General features: G+C 70.0%; 17 protein-coding genes and 1 pseudogene. 8 read left to right on the top strand and 10 right to left on the bottom strand.

Annotated elements, in window-relative coordinates; genetic code table 11:
* Window position 1 precedes the first annotated feature (1 nt).
* The 4 genes from ACWZJV_RS12285 to ACWZJV_RS12270 form a co-directional block, all read right to left on the bottom strand.
* Window positions 2-613 carry an ACT domain-containing protein gene (locus tag ACWZJV_RS12285; protein ID WP_008354783.1) on the bottom strand — a complete coding sequence of 204 codons (612 nt, stop codon included), beginning with the start codon at window positions 611-613 and terminating at the stop codon, window positions 2-4.
* A gap of 74 nt (window positions 614-687) precedes the next feature.
* The gene (locus ACWZJV_RS12280; protein ID WP_457181641.1) at window positions 688-1,134 is read right to left on the bottom strand and encodes a nitroreductase family deazaflavin-dependent oxidoreductase; all 447 of its coding nucleotides are present in this window, start codon (window positions 1,132-1,134) and stop codon (window positions 688-690) included.
* A gap of 5 nt (window positions 1,135-1,139) precedes the next feature.
* Window positions 1,140-1,514: a thioredoxin gene (gene trxA / locus ACWZJV_RS12275; protein WP_457181640.1), complete on the bottom strand. Its 375-nt coding sequence runs from the start codon at window positions 1,512-1,514 to the stop codon at window positions 1,140-1,142.
* Complete coding sequence (locus ACWZJV_RS12270; RefSeq protein WP_008354780.1) at window positions 1,511-1,885, bottom strand: MerR family transcriptional regulator; 375 nt, start codon at window positions 1,883-1,885, stop codon at window positions 1,511-1,513. The genes trxA and ACWZJV_RS12270 overlap by 4 nt, the downstream gene beginning before the upstream one ends.
* A 73-nt stretch (window positions 1,886-1,958) precedes the next feature.
* Between ACWZJV_RS12270 and ACWZJV_RS12265 the strand changes: the two genes are divergently transcribed.
* The gene (locus ACWZJV_RS12265; RefSeq protein ID WP_008354779.1) at window positions 1,959-2,906 is read left to right on the top strand and encodes a 1,4-dihydroxy-2-naphthoyl-CoA synthase; all 948 of its coding nucleotides are present in this window, start codon (window positions 1,959-1,961) and stop codon (window positions 2,904-2,906) included.
* 79 nt (window positions 2,907-2,985) lie between these two features.
* Here the strand turns inward: ACWZJV_RS12265 and ACWZJV_RS12260 are convergent, their stop codons facing one another.
* Window positions 2,986-3,609, bottom strand: a complete 624-nt coding sequence (locus ACWZJV_RS12260; protein ID WP_457181639.1) for a TetR/AcrR family transcriptional regulator C-terminal domain-containing protein — start codon at window positions 3,607-3,609, stop codon at window positions 2,986-2,988.
* Between the two features lie 110 nt (window positions 3,610-3,719).
* Between ACWZJV_RS12260 and ACWZJV_RS12255 the strand changes: the two genes are divergently transcribed.
* Both ACWZJV_RS12255 and ACWZJV_RS12250 read left to right on the top strand, forming a co-directional pair.
* On the top strand, window positions 3,720-4,499 hold the full coding sequence (locus ACWZJV_RS12255; RefSeq protein WP_457181638.1) for an SDR family NAD(P)-dependent oxidoreductase: 780 nt from the start codon (window positions 3,720-3,722) through the stop codon (window positions 4,497-4,499).
* Window positions 4,496-4,936: a nitroreductase/quinone reductase family protein gene (locus ACWZJV_RS12250; protein WP_457181637.1), complete on the top strand. Its 441-nt coding sequence runs from the start codon at window positions 4,496-4,498 to the stop codon at window positions 4,934-4,936. Before ACWZJV_RS12255 ends, ACWZJV_RS12250 begins: the two co-directional genes overlap by 4 nt.
* A 24-nt stretch (window positions 4,937-4,960) precedes the next feature.
* Here ACWZJV_RS12250 and ACWZJV_RS12245 read toward each other — a convergent pair whose 3' ends face one another.
* Window positions 4,961-5,482, bottom strand: a complete 522-nt coding sequence (locus tag ACWZJV_RS12245; protein WP_457181636.1) for a MarR family winged helix-turn-helix transcriptional regulator — start codon at window positions 5,480-5,482, stop codon at window positions 4,961-4,963.
* Window positions 5,483-5,614: 132 nt separating this feature from the next.
* Between ACWZJV_RS12245 and ACWZJV_RS12240 the strand changes: the two genes are divergently transcribed.
* Window positions 5,615-6,406 carry an SDR family NAD(P)-dependent oxidoreductase gene (locus tag ACWZJV_RS12240; protein ID WP_457181635.1) on the top strand — a complete coding sequence of 264 codons (792 nt, stop codon included), beginning with the start codon at window positions 5,615-5,617 and terminating at the stop codon, window positions 6,404-6,406.
* An 18-nt stretch (window positions 6,407-6,424) separates the two neighbouring features.
* Here ACWZJV_RS12240 and ACWZJV_RS12235 read toward each other — a convergent pair whose 3' ends face one another.
* Window positions 6,425-7,150, bottom strand: coding sequence for a PaaX family transcriptional regulator C-terminal domain-containing protein (locus ACWZJV_RS12235; protein ID WP_457181634.1), 726 nt, complete (start codon window positions 7,148-7,150; stop codon window positions 6,425-6,427).
* Between the two features lie 63 nt (window positions 7,151-7,213).
* On the opposite strand from ACWZJV_RS12235, the gene ACWZJV_RS12230 reads away from it, so the two are divergent.
* On the top strand, window positions 7,214-8,857 hold the full coding sequence (locus ACWZJV_RS12230; protein ID WP_457181633.1) for an acyl-CoA dehydrogenase family protein: 1,644 nt from the start codon (window positions 7,214-7,216) through the stop codon (window positions 8,855-8,857).
* Window positions 8,854-9,621, top strand: a complete 768-nt coding sequence (locus ACWZJV_RS12225; RefSeq protein WP_457181632.1) for a crotonase/enoyl-CoA hydratase family protein — start codon at window positions 8,854-8,856, stop codon at window positions 9,619-9,621. Before ACWZJV_RS12230 ends, ACWZJV_RS12225 begins: the two co-directional genes overlap by 4 nt.
* On the opposite strand, the gene ACWZJV_RS12220 is transcribed toward ACWZJV_RS12225, so the two are convergent.
* Window positions 9,597-10,259, bottom strand: coding sequence for a TetR/AcrR family transcriptional regulator (locus ACWZJV_RS12220; protein WP_196872490.1), 663 nt, complete (start codon window positions 10,257-10,259; stop codon window positions 9,597-9,599). The two genes, ACWZJV_RS12225 and ACWZJV_RS12220, sit on opposite strands and share 25 nt — an antisense overlap.
* Window positions 10,260-10,399: 140 nt before the next feature.
* Between ACWZJV_RS12220 and ACWZJV_RS12215 the strand changes: the two genes are divergently transcribed.
* Window positions 10,400-10,795: a hypothetical protein gene (locus ACWZJV_RS12215; RefSeq protein WP_196872491.1), complete on the top strand. Its 396-nt coding sequence runs from the start codon at window positions 10,400-10,402 to the stop codon at window positions 10,793-10,795.
* Window positions 10,796-10,805: 10 nt separating this feature from the next.
* Here ACWZJV_RS12215 and ACWZJV_RS12210 read toward each other — a convergent pair whose 3' ends face one another.
* Window positions 10,806-11,270, bottom strand: coding sequence for an Lrp/AsnC family transcriptional regulator (locus ACWZJV_RS12210; protein WP_196872492.1), 465 nt, complete (start codon window positions 11,268-11,270; stop codon window positions 10,806-10,808).
* Window positions 11,271-11,354: 84 nt separating this feature from the next.
* Here ACWZJV_RS12210 and ACWZJV_RS12205 point away from each other — a divergent pair.
* Window positions 11,355-12,212, top strand: a pseudogene (locus ACWZJV_RS12205) (EamA family transporter); the annotation flags it as partial.
* A gap of 36 nt (window positions 12,213-12,248) precedes the next feature.
* Here the strand turns inward: ACWZJV_RS12205 and aztA are convergent.
* On the bottom strand, window positions 12,249-12,896 hold the full coding sequence (aztA, locus tag ACWZJV_RS12200) for a zinc ABC transporter ATP-binding protein AztA (protein WP_457181631.1): 648 nt from the start codon (window positions 12,894-12,896) through the stop codon (window positions 12,249-12,251).
* Window positions 12,897-12,950: the final 54 nt, after the last annotated feature.

Here is a 12,950-nt window from a genome sequence, read left to right as displayed (position 1 = left end):
GTCAGGACCTCGCGATGGAGGTGGCGAGGGAGGCGAGGTGACCCAGGCGGGCGAGCTCGGAGTCGAGGAAGTCGGGGCCACCGCGGCGGCCGATGATGACGATCTCGTTGCCGTCGATGCGGGCGCCGGCGAACATGTTCTCGTCCTCGCCCTCGACCTCGATCCGCTCGGGGCGGTCGAGCTCGATGAAGGGGACGTTCTCGGGCGCGCCGTCGGTGGAGCGGGCGATGCCCTTGACGCGGTGGACGCGGATGGCCCAGTCAGCACGGAAGGTCAGGGGCAGGACATCCACGAGCCGGTCGAGGGCCTCATGAGAGTTCTCGGTGAGGTCCTCGACCGCCTCGAGGTCGAGGAAGAGGTTGCCGCCGGCGGCGTAGCGGGAGATCCAGACGACCTGCACGCCGTCGAGCTCGTTGCACGCCGAGACGATGGAGTCCGGCATCGTGCCCGGAGAGGTCTCGAGAAGCACGTCGTCGACGGCGAGTCCCTCGGCCTTGTTCTTCTCGACGATCTCGATCGCCTCGATGTCGCCGCCGGCTTCACCGATGGCAGAGGCGAGGCGACCGAGTGAACCCGGGACATCAGGCAGCTCGACGCGTAGCAGGAACGGCATGGCCATAGACCCTAGCGCCGCGAACCGACAGCCGTGGCACTGTCCCGGTTACACACCGGTCAATTGGTGACCTGTTAGCCGGCAGGCTCCAGCAGGAAGAGCGGGAAGATCCGGGACGTGTTGGGCTGGTATTCGCCGTACGTCGGCCAGGTCTTCACGGCGTAGTCCCACCACTCGTCGCGCTCGGCCCCGGAGAGCTCGCGGGCGACGTACGCCTTCTTGGTGCCGCCGTCCTGGAGCACCATGTCGGGGTACTTGCGGAAGTTGGCCACCCACGCCGGGTTCTTGTCGCTGCCGCCCACCGAGGCGACCGCGAGGTACTTCCCGTCGCGCTCGACCCGCATCAGCGGCGTCTTGCGGATCGCGCCGGTCTTGGCGCCGCGGTTGGTGATCAGGATGATCGGCTTGCCGTCGCGCTCGAGGACGTTGGCCTCGGCGCCGTTGGAGGCCTCGAACGCGGCAACCTGCTCGCGCACCCAGTCGGCCGTGCTCGGGACGTATTCACCTTGCAGTTCGGTCATGCCCTCTACAACGCCCCGACACCGCGCCTATTCCGAGAGGCCCGGATCAGGCCAGCCTTGTCGATCTCGCGGTCGAGATGCGACTTCGGCCGTGCGCCGACCATCTGGAGCACCGGCTTCCCGCCCCGGAAGAGGAGCATCGTCGGCACCGCCATGACGCGGTAGTCGGCGGAGGTGGCCGGGTTCTCGTCCTGGTTGAGCTTCACCACGCGCAGGCTCCCGACCCGCTCGGCGGCGATCTTCTCGAGGATCGGTGCGAGCTGACGGCACGGCGGGCACCACTCGGCCCAGATCTCCACGAGCACCGGCGTCTCGGACATGAGTACGTCCTCGACGAACCGGGCATCGGTAATGTCCTCGATCACGGCGGTCTGACTCATCGCTTCTCTCCTTCGGGGTGATAGGACTCGGCTTCGTGCAGCAGCCCGGCGAGCTCGCCGCGCAGGGCGGTCAGCTCGGCGACCCGCCGGTCGATCTCGGCGATGCGCTGCCGATACGCCTCGAGCGAGGCGGGGCACACGTCGGCACGGTCGTTGCCGGCGCGCAGGCAGTCGACGAACGGCAGTGTCTCCTCGGCGGTGAGGCCGAGCGAGAGCAGTGCCCTGATCTCGCGCACGACCTGCACGTCCACGTCGGCATAGTCGCGATACCCGTTGCCCGCCCGCCGTGGCGCGAGCAGCCCGCGCGACTCGTAGTAGCGCACCGCCTTCACCGTCACACCGGCCCGATCCGCGAGTTCCTTGATCTGCACGCGTACGACCGTAGACCTTGCCCCTGGGGGCAAGGTCAAGCCTGCGATCATCGGGCCGGATAACCTCAGGCCCATGAGCGCAATCGAGGGAGTCTCCGACACGTTCGACCCGAGCCGCTGGGACGAGGTGAAGGGCTTCGAGGATCTGACCGACCTGACCTATCACCGGGCCAAGGAGCACGGAACCGTACGCATCGCCTTCGACCGCCCCGACGTCCTCAACGCCTTCCGGCCGCACACGGTCGACGAGCTCCTCCGCGTGCTCGAGCACGCCCGCACCTCCGCCGACGTCGGCTGCGTCCTGCTCACCGGCAACGGACCCTCGGAGAAGAACGGCAAGTTCTCCTTCTGCACCGGCGGCGACCAGCGCATCCGCGGCAAGGCCGGCTACCAGTACGAGGAGACCGATGCGTACGCCGCCGGCCGGACCGGCGCGGAGGAGCCCACCCCGATCGACAAGGCCAAGCTCGCCCGCCTGCACATCCTCGAGTGCCAGCGACTGATCCGCTTCATGCCGAAGGTCGTCATCTGCGTCGTCCCCGGCTGGACCGCCGGCGGCGGCCACTCCCTCCACGTCGTCTGCGACCTCACCCTCGCCTCGCTGGAGAACGCCCGCTTCAAGCAGACCGACGCCGACGTCGGCTCCTTCGACGGCGGCTACGGCTCTGCCTACCTCGCTCGCCAGGTCGGCCAGAAGTTCGCCCGTGAGATCTTCTTCCTCGCCGAGGAGTACTCGGCCGAGGACGGCGTACGCATGGGCACCGTCAACCGCGCCGTCCCGCACGCCGAGCTCGAGGACGTCGCGCTCGAGTGGGGCCGCAAGATCAACGGCAAGTCGCCCACCGCCCAGCGGATGCTGAAGTACGCCTTCAACCTCCTCGACGACGGCCTGGTCGGCCAGCAGATGTTCGCCGGCGAGACCACCCGCCTGGCGTACATGACCGACGAGGCCCAGGAGGGTCGCGACCAGTTCCTGGAGAAGCGCGAGCCCGACTGGTCGCCCTACCCCTGGTACTACTGATCTACGCAACCACGCGGCGCTAGCCGTCGGCCGGCCTTCGGCGCGTCACCCAGCAGGTCGACCAGCGGAGCCCCGCCCGTCACCCGTTCGTGGCGTACCGCGCGAGCATCGTGCGCACCGCCTCCTCGACGACCTCGGTCGCACGTGCCTGGCTCACCGTCCATCCGGGGATGAGGAGGCGGGGCCAGAAGAGATAGTTCGAGATCATCCCGAGGAGCTGGGTGGTGGCCAGGTCGAGATCGTCGACGGCTGCCGTGCCCGCCTCGCGCTCGGCGTCGAGATAGCGGCGGACCGACGCGAAGTAGGGCATCTTGCCCTGGGCGAACTGGGCCTGCGCGAGCTCGGGGAACCGCGGGAGCTCGGCGATGACGATCCGGAACAGATCGGTCATCTCGGGGCGGGTCAGCAGCGCCGCGTAGCGGTGGCCGATGGTCGTGAGGCCGGCCGCCAGGTCGCCGGCCGGCGGTACGTCGAGCTCGTCGTCGCTCGCCCAGGACTCGGTCACGATCGCGTCGAAGAGCGCTGCCTTGGTGGGGAACTGCTTGAACAGGGTGGCCTTGGAGACCCCGGCACTCTCGGCAACCCGCGCGAGGGACGCGCGGTCATAGCCGAGCTCGAGGAACAGCGTCGTCGCCGCGCGCACGATCAACGCACGCTTCTCCTCGGCCACACGCTTGTGATACGTCGACGGGGCGGACTCCATGGACCCATCGTAGCGAGGTGAGTGGCTTGACTCACCATTGGTCGTCTGCCTACTCTCGTTGCGAGGTGAGTCACTCGACTCACCATCGGACTCGTCTCGAGGAGAACCTCATGACCACCTTCCACAACCAGACCGTCCTGGTCACCGGCGGCACGGGCGGGCAGGGTGCCAGCCACGTGCGCGCCTTCCACGCCGCGGGTGCCAACGTGGTGATCGGCGACATCGACACCGAGCGCGGCGCCACCCTGGCTGCCGAGCTCGATGATCGAGCCCGGTTCGTACGCCTCGACGTCACCGACGAGAGCTCCTGGGCGGCCGCGATCGCGGCGGCCGAGCAGACCTTCGGTCCGGTCGCGGTCCTCGTCAACAACGCCGGGGTGCAGAACCCGCCCGCCGTCATCGAGGACACGGACCTGCGCACCTGGGCCCGCATTCTCGACATCAACCTCACCGGAGCGTTCCTGGGTATCAAGGCGGCGGCACCGGCGCTGCGCCGTGCGGGCGGGGGCGCGATCGTGAACATCGCTTCCACCTCCGGCGTCGGCGGCACGGCCCACTACGCCCCCTATGTCGCCAGCAAGTGGGCCGTGCGAGGCCTGACCAGGACCGCCGCCCTCGAGCTGGGTCGCGACAACATCCGGGTCAACGCCATCCATCCCGGTGTGATCGCCACGCCCTTCATCACCGAGCCCGCGGCCGGCAGCGACGCCCCGATCTCCGACTTCTACTCGCCGGACCCGTTCGCGGTGCCACGGCTGGGGGAGCCGGCCGACGTCACTCGCCTGCTGCTCTTCCTCGCCTCGTCCGAGGCGTCCTTCATCACGGGGTCGGAGTACGTCGTCGACGGCGGACTCCTCCTCGGCCCGGCGCTGAAGCACGAGGCCGCATGAGCGCCGACGATCTCTCGTTCCTGCCCGATCCGGTACGTCGCGCCATCGAGATCACTCCGGCGGCCGGGACCCGGGAGCGCATCGTCGACATCACCACCACCGGACGACGGACCGGGCTGCCCAGGCGGATCGAGATCTTCTTCTACCGCGCCGGCGGCCGCACCTACCTGTGCAGCGGTGCCGGCGGAGGAGCCACCGGCTGGTATGCCAACCTGCTCGCCGACCCCGCCTTCACCTTCCATCTCAAGCACGGCCTCCGGGTCGACCTGCCCGCGCGTGCCACGCCCGTCACCGACCCGGCCGAGCGCCACGCCGTCTTCGCGGCGGTGGTCGACGACCTCAACCAACAGCACGACCCCGGCACCATTCGCCCGACCCGGCTCGCCGACTGGCTCGACAGCCGGCTCATGCACATCGAGTTCGACGCCCCTGCTTGATGCCGGGGCGGGGCACCGGAGGGATCAGTCGGAGCGCTCGGGCGGTGATGGCGGTGCCCAGCCGTCCTCGTCACGGATGGCGCGCATGATCCGGTGGCTGATCTCGCGCAGCTGCCGGGCCTGGGGCTTCGTCAGGCGGTCGAGGACCAGCCGGTGGACGACCTGCACGTGACCGGGGGTCGCCTGCAGGACCTTCTCGTGCCCGGGTTCGGTCAGGATGGCCAGCGTGTAGCGCCCGTCGGCGGGGTCGGGGGTGCGGCGCAACCATCCCCTGGACTCCATCCGCACCGCCGCGCGTGAGAGCCGCGAGAGCGTGCTGTTCGCGTAGCCGGCCAGCACGCTCATCCGGAGCGTGCGTTCGGGTGCCTTGGCCAGGGCGTACAGGACGCCGTACTCGAAGTGGGTCAGCTGGGCGTCGCGCTGGAGCTGGCCGTCGAGGGCCGGCGGCAGCCACTCCAGCACCGTCGCCAGGGCGGCCCACGTCTCGAGGTCGTCGCCGGTGAGCTCCGGGTGGGTGGCGGTGGCGGGTCTGCTGGCGTCGGGCATGCCCGCAGCGTACGCGAACTGGGTGCCTCCGCGCTGCGTTGTTGACTTGCTCGGGAAAGTCATCCGACCTACCTTTGACTTGCTTGAGCAAGTGAATTGAATGCCGGAAGCGGCAACGGAGAGGTAGGAATCATGGACCTGGGTCTGACCGGCAAGAGGGCCTTCGTGAGCGGGTCGACGCAGGGCATCGGCTATGCGATCGCGCGAGAGCTGGCCGAGGAGGGGGCGGCTGTCGTCGTCAACGGGCGCACCGCGAAGCGCGTCGACGCGGCGGTCGAGCGGCTGCGAGGCGACGTACCGTCGGCGGACGTCAGTGGGATCCCGGCCGACTTCGCGGACCCCGGCGAGGTGCGCGCGCTCGTGGAGTCGCTCGGCCGGGTCGACATCCTGGTGAACAATGTCGGCGTCTTCGAGGTCAGTGCCTTCCAGGAGATCTCCGACGAGGACTGGCAGCGTTACCTCGATGTCAATCTGATGAGCGGTGTCCGCCTCTCGCGGCACGCGTTGCCCGCGATGCTGGCCGGCGGATGGGGCCGGATCATCTTCGTCAGCAGCGAGTCCGGCGTGAACGTCCCGGCCGACATGACCCATTACGGGGTGACCAAGGCCGGCATGCTCGCCCTGGGCAACGGTCTGGCCAAGCTCACCCGCGGGACCGGCGTCACCGTGAACACGATCCTGGGTGGACCGACGTACTCCGACGGCGTCGCCGAGGCCGTCGCGCAGATCTCCCATGCGCAGGGGATGCCCGCCGACCAGCTGAAGAGTGCCATCGCGGCGGGCAACACGACCTCGTTGCTGGGGCGCTTCATCGAGCCCGACGAGATCGCCCACCTCGCCACCTACCTGGCCAGCCCGCTCTCCTCGGCCACCAACGGTGCCGCTCTACGTGCCGACGGAGGAGTCCTGACCGGCATGCTCTGAAGCCGGGCCGACACCTGGTCAGCGGGGCAGCGCGGCGAGATCGCTCAGCTCACGTTGATAGGCGCTGTAGGTCTCGCGTAGGGCTGCCGCCGGCCAGTCCGCCGGGCGGAGCTCGACGGGGAGGAGCGGGTCTTCGCTGAGGTGGCGGACGATCGCGGCGGCCGTGGCGAGACGCAGCGCGGGCTGGGGTGTAGCTTCCAAGAGCTCGAGCAGACGCTCGCCTTCGCGTGCCCAGCCGCCGAGATCCCACAACGAGGCGGCGAGCTCGACCGGATCCTGCTCCGGCGTCGCTGTGAAGTCACGCAGCACCGGGTCGGAGAAGCGCGGACGCTGGAGGTTGGCCGGCCGGGTCCAGACCCCCTCGCGAAGCTCGGCGAGCCGGTGCGCCTTGAGCGCGTCGCGCAGTACGGCGCGCTCGGGGCCGGGGCGGCCGGCGGCGACGACGACGGCCATCTCCCAGGAGCCGTCCCACGGCTTGTCCGCCGTGTGCACCGCTTCGTCCTGATGGGCCTGGCGCTGGACGAGCCGCTCGCCGAGCCGGTAGCCGGCCCCCGTCCTGCGCAGGTCGCCGTCGCTGACGGCGCGGGCGGCCGCGACCCGCACCGTCGCTGGTGCGATGCCGAAGAACTGCCCCGCGCGGGTGAGGTCGGCGGGAGTCAGCGGGTTCGGGTGCGCGCCGAGCATCAGGCTCAGGATGGTGGAGCGGGCGGAGAGCGGAGCCAGTTCATCGCGCACGGTAGCCACCCGAGCATCCTCTCATGCAACATTCATGGACACGGTTGTGGAGAATTATGTAACATCCTGATCATGACCAGCACGCACGAGGCCCACTCCACCCACGTGGTCACCAACCAGGTCCCGCCGTTGGTGGGGCACAACACGGCCGGTGACCCGGTCCTGCGCGAAGGCCTCGAGCGTGAGGGCGCCGCGTGGGCCCTTCCGGAGATCGACGAGCTGGGCCGCCTCGCCGGCAGCGCCGAGGCGCAGGAGTGGGGCCGGCTGGCGGAGCGGGTGCCGCCGCGTCTGCACACCCATGACCGCTACGGACACCGGGTCGACGAGGTCGAGTACGTCCCGGCGTACCACCAGCTCATGCGGACCGCGGTCGAGCACGGTCTGCACGCGGCACCCTGGGCCGAGGACCGCCCCGGCGCCCACGTCGCGCGGGCCGCGAAGTTCTACGCCTGGAACGTCGACGCCGGTCACGGCTGCCCGATCTCGATGACCTACGCCGTGGTCCCGGCGCTGCGGGCCAACCCGGAGCTGGCGACGAGGTTCGAGCCGCTGCTGACCAACCGGGAGTACGACTTCGGGCTGCGTGACCCCGAGACCAAGCGCGGTCTCATCGCCGGGATGTCGATGACGGAGAAGCAGGGCGGCTCCGACGTTCGCGCGAACACGACGGCCGCGACCGCGCAGTCGGACGGGACGTACGTCCTGCGCGGTCACAAGTGGTTCACCAGCGCTCCGATGAGTGACCTCTTTCTCACCCTGGCCCAGACCGAGGCCGGCGTCTCCTGCTTCCTGGTCCCGCGCGTCCTGCCTGGCGGCGAGCGCAACGCGATGCGGTTCATGCGGCTCAAGGACAAGCTCGGCAACAAGTCCAACGCCTCCTCCGAGATCGAGTACGACGCGGCGACCGGCTGGCTCGTCGGCGAGGAGGGTCGCGGGGTGCGCACGATCGTCGAGATGGTCAACATGACCCGCCTCGACTGCGTGATCGGCTCCTCGGCCGGCATGCGCACCGCGCTGACCATGGCGGCGCACCACGCCAGCCACCGCTCGGCGTTCGGCAAGCTGCTGATCGACCAGCCGGCGATGCGCAACGTCCTGGCCGACCTGCAGGTCGAGTCCGAGGCGGCGACGACCGCGATGCTGCGGCTGGCGGGCGCCAACGACCGGGCGATCCGCGGAGACGAAAGCGAGGCCGCGCTGCGCCGGATCGCCCTCGCCGTCACCAAGTACTACGTCTGCAAGCGGGCGCCCTTCATGGTCAACGAAGCCCTGGAGTGCCTGGGCGGCAACGGCTACATCGAGGACTTCGACATCGCGCGGATCTACCGCGAGATGCCGCTGCTCTCGATCTGGGAGGGATCGGGCAACGTGGCCGCGCTCGACGCCCTGCGAGCGCTCGCGAAGGAGCCGCACACCCTCGACGCGTTCCTCGCGGAGGCCGAGCTCGCCGCCGGTGCCGACGCCCGCTACGACGCCGCGCTGGACCGGCTGAAGAAGGAGTTCACCTCCTTCGACGACCTCGAGCTCCGGGCCCGGCGGATCGTCGAGCAGCTGGCTCTGGTCTTCCAGGGCTCGCAGCTCCTCCGGCACGCACCGGCAGCCGTCGCCGACGCGTTCTGCTCCTCGCGCCTCGGCCGGGACTGGGGCGGCGCGTTCGGCACGCTGTCCCCGCGCGGCGACCTCGACGCGATCCTCGAGCGGGCGCTCCCGGCATGACGGTCGAGGTCACCAAGGACGGTCCGGTCACGACGATCGCGATCAACCGCCCCGACGTACGCAACGCCGTCGACCGAGCGACGGCGGAAGCCCTGGTCGCCGCGTTCGAGGAGTTCGACGCCGATCCCGAGGCCGCCGTCGCGGTGCTGCACGGCGAGGGCGGCACCTTCTGCGCCGGCGCCGACCTGAAGGCGGTCGCGGGCGGTGACCCCAACCGGTTCGAGCCCGACGGGCACGGCCCGATGGGTCCGACCCGGATGCGCCTGGGCAAGCCCGTCATCGCCGCCGTCGCCGGCCATGCCGTCGCCGGCGGCCTGGAGCTGGCGATCTGGGCCGACCTGCGAGTGGTGGAGGAGGACGCCGTCTTCGGTGTGTTCTGCCGGCGCTGGGGCGTACCCCTCATCGACGGTGGCACCGTCCGGCTGCCACGGCTGATCGGCACCAGCAACGCCATGGACCTGATCCTCACCGGCCGCCCCGTCGGCGCCGAGGAGGCGCTACGGATGGGGCTGGCGAACCGCGTCGTCCCACCCGGTCAGGCGATCGCGGCGGCGCAGGACCTGGCCCGTCAGCTCGCCGCCTTCCCGCAGACCTGCATGCGGCACGACCGGCTCTCCGTGCTGGAGCAGGAGGGGCTCGGCGAGCAGGACGCCCTGGCCGCGGAATACCGCCACGGCGTCGTCTCGGTCACCACCGACACGGTTGCCGGCGCGACCCGGTTCGCCGGCGGAGCCGGGCGTCACGGTTCCTTCGGCACCGACTGAGTGACGTACTGGCCCATCAGCACCTGGATCAGCCGACGACCGACGGACATGGCGTGGGTGCGGTCGGAGCCGGCGAGTCCGAGGAGCGGGTCCAGGCCGCGTACGTGGGGGCCGAGGGCGATGTGCGGAAGCAGCATGATGATGGCGGCGACGAGCGCGTCGCGGTCGGTGTCCTCGCGAAGAGCGCCGATGGCGATGCCGAGATCGATCATGCCGCCGATGACCTCGAGGTAGTCGACGTAGACGGCCTCACGGACGGCGGCGAGCGCGCTCGGGTTGTGCTCGAGGTTGGCCGAGACCAGCATCTGCCGGTGGCGTGGCTGGTCGTAGAAGTAGTCGATCCAGGCATCCATGAGCAGGTTGACCGAGCCGATGTAGTCGGTCATCCACGGGAGGTCGACGCTCGCCGCCTCCATCGCCACCCGGATGTCGTGGCTGGCCCGGGCGATCAGATGGACGAAGAGATCGGACTTGTCGGGGAAGTACTGGAAGAGACTGCCCTTGGAGATCCCGGCCTCTCGACAGATCGTGTTGAGGCTGGCCGCGTTGTAGCCCCGGACGCCGAACTCCTCCTCGGCGGCGCGGCGCACGGCATCGCGTTTGGCCTCCGGGAGGCGCTCCCAGGTCGGCGTAGGCACTGGCGCCACCCGCCCCCTCTCATGGCTGGACGCTCGCATCGTAGCGTGCTCCGCTCGGGTCCCTTGACCGTGCTGTGGCGGCGCCCCTAGTCTGTGACCGCTGGTCATATGACCACTGGTCACGTTCGGGCGGAGGCGCGATGTCGAGCACGGGGAATGACATTCTGAGGCGCCGGTCCCAGGCGGTCGCCGAGGCGGTGGCGTCCCGCTTCGCGCCGACGACCTACACGCAGGTGGACCGCGTCGGTCGCACCGAGGTCCGGCTGGCGATGCCGCACTGCCTGGTCGAGTTCGAGCTGGACTGGATGGACGACCTGGTCGAGGTCTTCATCCGGCCTCTGGGGTCGGGAAGGCCTGCTCGGCAGCGGCTGGTCGGGATGCTTCCCGCCTACGAGCGCGCGCTGTTCGAGAGCGAGACCAAGCGCGCGGTCGGACGCGGCGGCCTGCGCGGCATGGCAGCCCAGATCGACGCCGCCGCGCGAGCCTTCGAGCGGTTCTACGTCGACACCCCGGCCGGCCGCGAAGCCAGTTCCTGACCGCGGGCGGTCATCCCAGCGGCAGCGGGGCGCTCTCCTTGGTGTTGCCGAAGGCGAACGTGGTCTCGATCGAGGCCAGGGCCGGCATGGTGCGGAGGTTGTCGCGCAGGAACTGCTCGTAGGTCTCGAAGGACGGCGTGACGATCTTGAGCAGGTAGTCGTGGTCGCCGGCCAGGACGTACGCCTCGGTGATGTCGGGGATGGCACGCAGGTGCTCCTCGACGGCCTCGACGGCGGCGTTGGTGTGGGTGGCCATCTTGATGCGCACGAAGGCGGTGATGTTCATGCCGACGGCGTGCGGGTCGATGACGGCGCGGTAGCCGCTGATCACGCCGGCCTCCTCCAGGGCTCGTACGCGGCGCAGGCACGGCGAGGGGGAGAGGCCGACGCGGTCGGCGAGCTCCTGGTTGGTCAGGCGGCCGTTCTGCTGGAGCTCCCAGAGGATGTGCTTGTCGGTCTCGTCGAGGGCGCGCATGGTGGCAGATTCTGCCACTCATCGACATGAGGGTGGCAGATCCGGCAATCATATGCGCCTCGGTTTTCCCTATCGTGGCGCGCCATGGGGATGCGACAGGAGAGCGGCACGCCAGTGCTGGCCGGGTGGGCTGCACTGGGGATGACGGTCGTTCTCTGGTCGTCGTTCGCGCTGAGCACGCGCGGCATCGGCGGGTCGAGCCTGACCGTCGCCGATGCCGCGTTCCTCCGGTTCGTGACCCCGGTCGTCCTGCTGGCCCCGCTGCTGCCGAGCACGCTCCGAGCCGTACGCCGCGAGCGGCCGCAGGTGCTCGCCCTGCTGCTCGTCGGTGGGCTCCCGCACTTCCTCGTCTTCGCGTTCGGCGCCCGGCTGACCAGTGCTGCGCTCACCGGGATGCTGGTCCCGGGCACGGTGCCGCTGTTCGTCACGCTGCTGGCGATGGCCCACGGCCGGACCTCGATCCCGCCCCGGCGGTTGGCGGCGCTGGGGCTGATCACGGCGGGGGTCGCGGTGAGCGGGTTCCTGGTCGGCGGCGGCGCCTCGCTCGGCGGGGTGGGCCTGCTCCTCGTCGGCGGGTTCGCCTGGGCCGTGTTCACGTCGGGTCTGCAGCGTACGAGCCTGACGCTCCTGCAGATGGTGCTGACGATCTGCACGGTCTCGAGCCTGGCCACGCTCGTCCTGGCGGTCTCCGGTGCGATGCCGTCTCACCTGCTCGCGGGGACCGCCGAGGCCGGTGACGTGGTCGCGCTCACCGCTCTCCAGGGCATCGGGACCGGCCTGATGTCGACGCTCTGCTACGCCTTCTCGGTCAAGGCGCTCGGCAGCAGCCGCGCCTCGGTGGGTGGCGCGGTGAGCCCGGTGCTGACCGCGGTTGTCGCGGTCCCGATCTTCGGTGAGCGGATCGGTCTCGGGCTCGCCGTCGCCCTGGCGCTCATCGTGGCCGGCGTGGCGACGTTCAACGTGATCGGTGCGGCGCCCTCATCGGCCGGCGATGCGACCCGACTCGAACCGGAGGACGTGGTCGGCGGCGGCGATGCTCTCCTCGTCATGGGTGACGCACACGATCGTGGCACCGCGCGCGGCCTCCTCGGCGAGGATCTCGCGGGTGCGCTGCCGGCTGGCGGCGTCGAGCCCCGCGGCGGGTTCGTCCAGGAGCAGGATCTCCGTCTGCTGGACGATGCCCTGAGCCAGTAGCGCACGCTGGCGCTGTCCGCCGGAGAGCTCGCCGAACGTACGCTGCTCGAGGCCGTTGAGGCCGACCCGGTCGATCGCCTCGGCGATCGCCTGCTGCCGGTCGGCACGCCGGCCCCGGCGGCTCCGGCGGCGCCAGGTCCCGATCGCGACGACGTCGCGAACGGTCACCGGCAGCGTGTCCGGGGTCGAGGGGCGCTGGACGACCAGGGCGAGCTTTCCGTAACGAGTGATCGCGCCGCGTCGAGGGTTGTGTACGCCGGCGAGAAGCTCGACGAAGGTCGACTTTCCCGACCCGTTCGGCCCGGCGACGGCGGTGACCGTGCCGGGCGAGAAGTCCACGCTGACCTGGTGGATCACGTCGTTGCTGTCGTAGCCGAAGCAGAGGTCGTGGGCGGACAGGAGCGCCGAGGCGGTCTGGTCGTGGGGGAGCACCTGCACCACTATATCAATTGGTAATCATTCTCATTAATGGTTAGAGTCCCGCTC

The organism is Nocardioides sp. WG-D5 (assembly GCF_054031175.1).
The sequence above is the reverse complement of the archived record's forward strand: the minus strand, read 5'-3'. Positions and strand labels throughout refer to the sequence as shown.

Bases quoted from the DNA above. Each gene is read 5' to 3' on its own strand.
- ACWZJV_RS12285 (WP_008354783.1), bottom strand. From the start codon at position 613: ATGCCGTTCCTGCTACGCGTCGAGCTGCCTGATGTCCCGGGTTCACTC.
- ACWZJV_RS12265 (WP_008354779.1), top strand. From the start codon at position 1,959: ATGAGCGCAATCGAGGGAGTCTCCGACACGTTCGACCCGAGCCGCTGG.
- ACWZJV_RS12280 (WP_457181641.1), bottom strand. From the start codon at position 1,134: ATGACCGAACTGCAAGGTGAATACGTCCCGAGCACGGCCGACTGGGTG.
- ACWZJV_RS12210 (WP_196872492.1), bottom strand. From the start codon at position 11,270: ATGCGCGCCCTCGACGAGACCGACAAGCACATCCTCTGGGAGCTCCAG.
- ACWZJV_RS12215 (WP_196872491.1), top strand. From the start codon at position 10,400: ATGTCGAGCACGGGGAATGACATTCTGAGGCGCCGGTCCCAGGCGGTC.
- ACWZJV_RS12240 (WP_457181635.1), top strand. From the start codon at position 5,615: ATGGACCTGGGTCTGACCGGCAAGAGGGCCTTCGTGAGCGGGTCGACG.
- ACWZJV_RS12250 (WP_457181637.1), top strand. From the start codon at position 4,496: ATGAGCGCCGACGATCTCTCGTTCCTGCCCGATCCGGTACGTCGCGCC.
- ACWZJV_RS12245 (WP_457181636.1), bottom strand. From the start codon at position 5,482: ATGCCCGACGCCAGCAGACCCGCCACCGCCACCCACCCGGAGCTCACC.
- ACWZJV_RS12255 (WP_457181638.1), top strand. From the start codon at position 3,720: ATGACCACCTTCCACAACCAGACCGTCCTGGTCACCGGCGGCACGGGC.
- ACWZJV_RS12260 (WP_457181639.1), bottom strand. From the start codon at position 3,609: ATGGAGTCCGCCCCGTCGACGTATCACAAGCGTGTGGCCGAGGAGAAG.
- trxA (WP_457181640.1), bottom strand. From the start codon at position 1,514: ATGAGTCAGACCGCCGTGATCGAGGACATTACCGATGCCCGGTTCGTC.
- ACWZJV_RS12225 (WP_457181632.1), top strand. From the start codon at position 8,854: ATGACGGTCGAGGTCACCAAGGACGGTCCGGTCACGACGATCGCGATC.
- ACWZJV_RS12230 (WP_457181633.1), top strand. From the start codon at position 7,214: ATGACCAGCACGCACGAGGCCCACTCCACCCACGTGGTCACCAACCAG.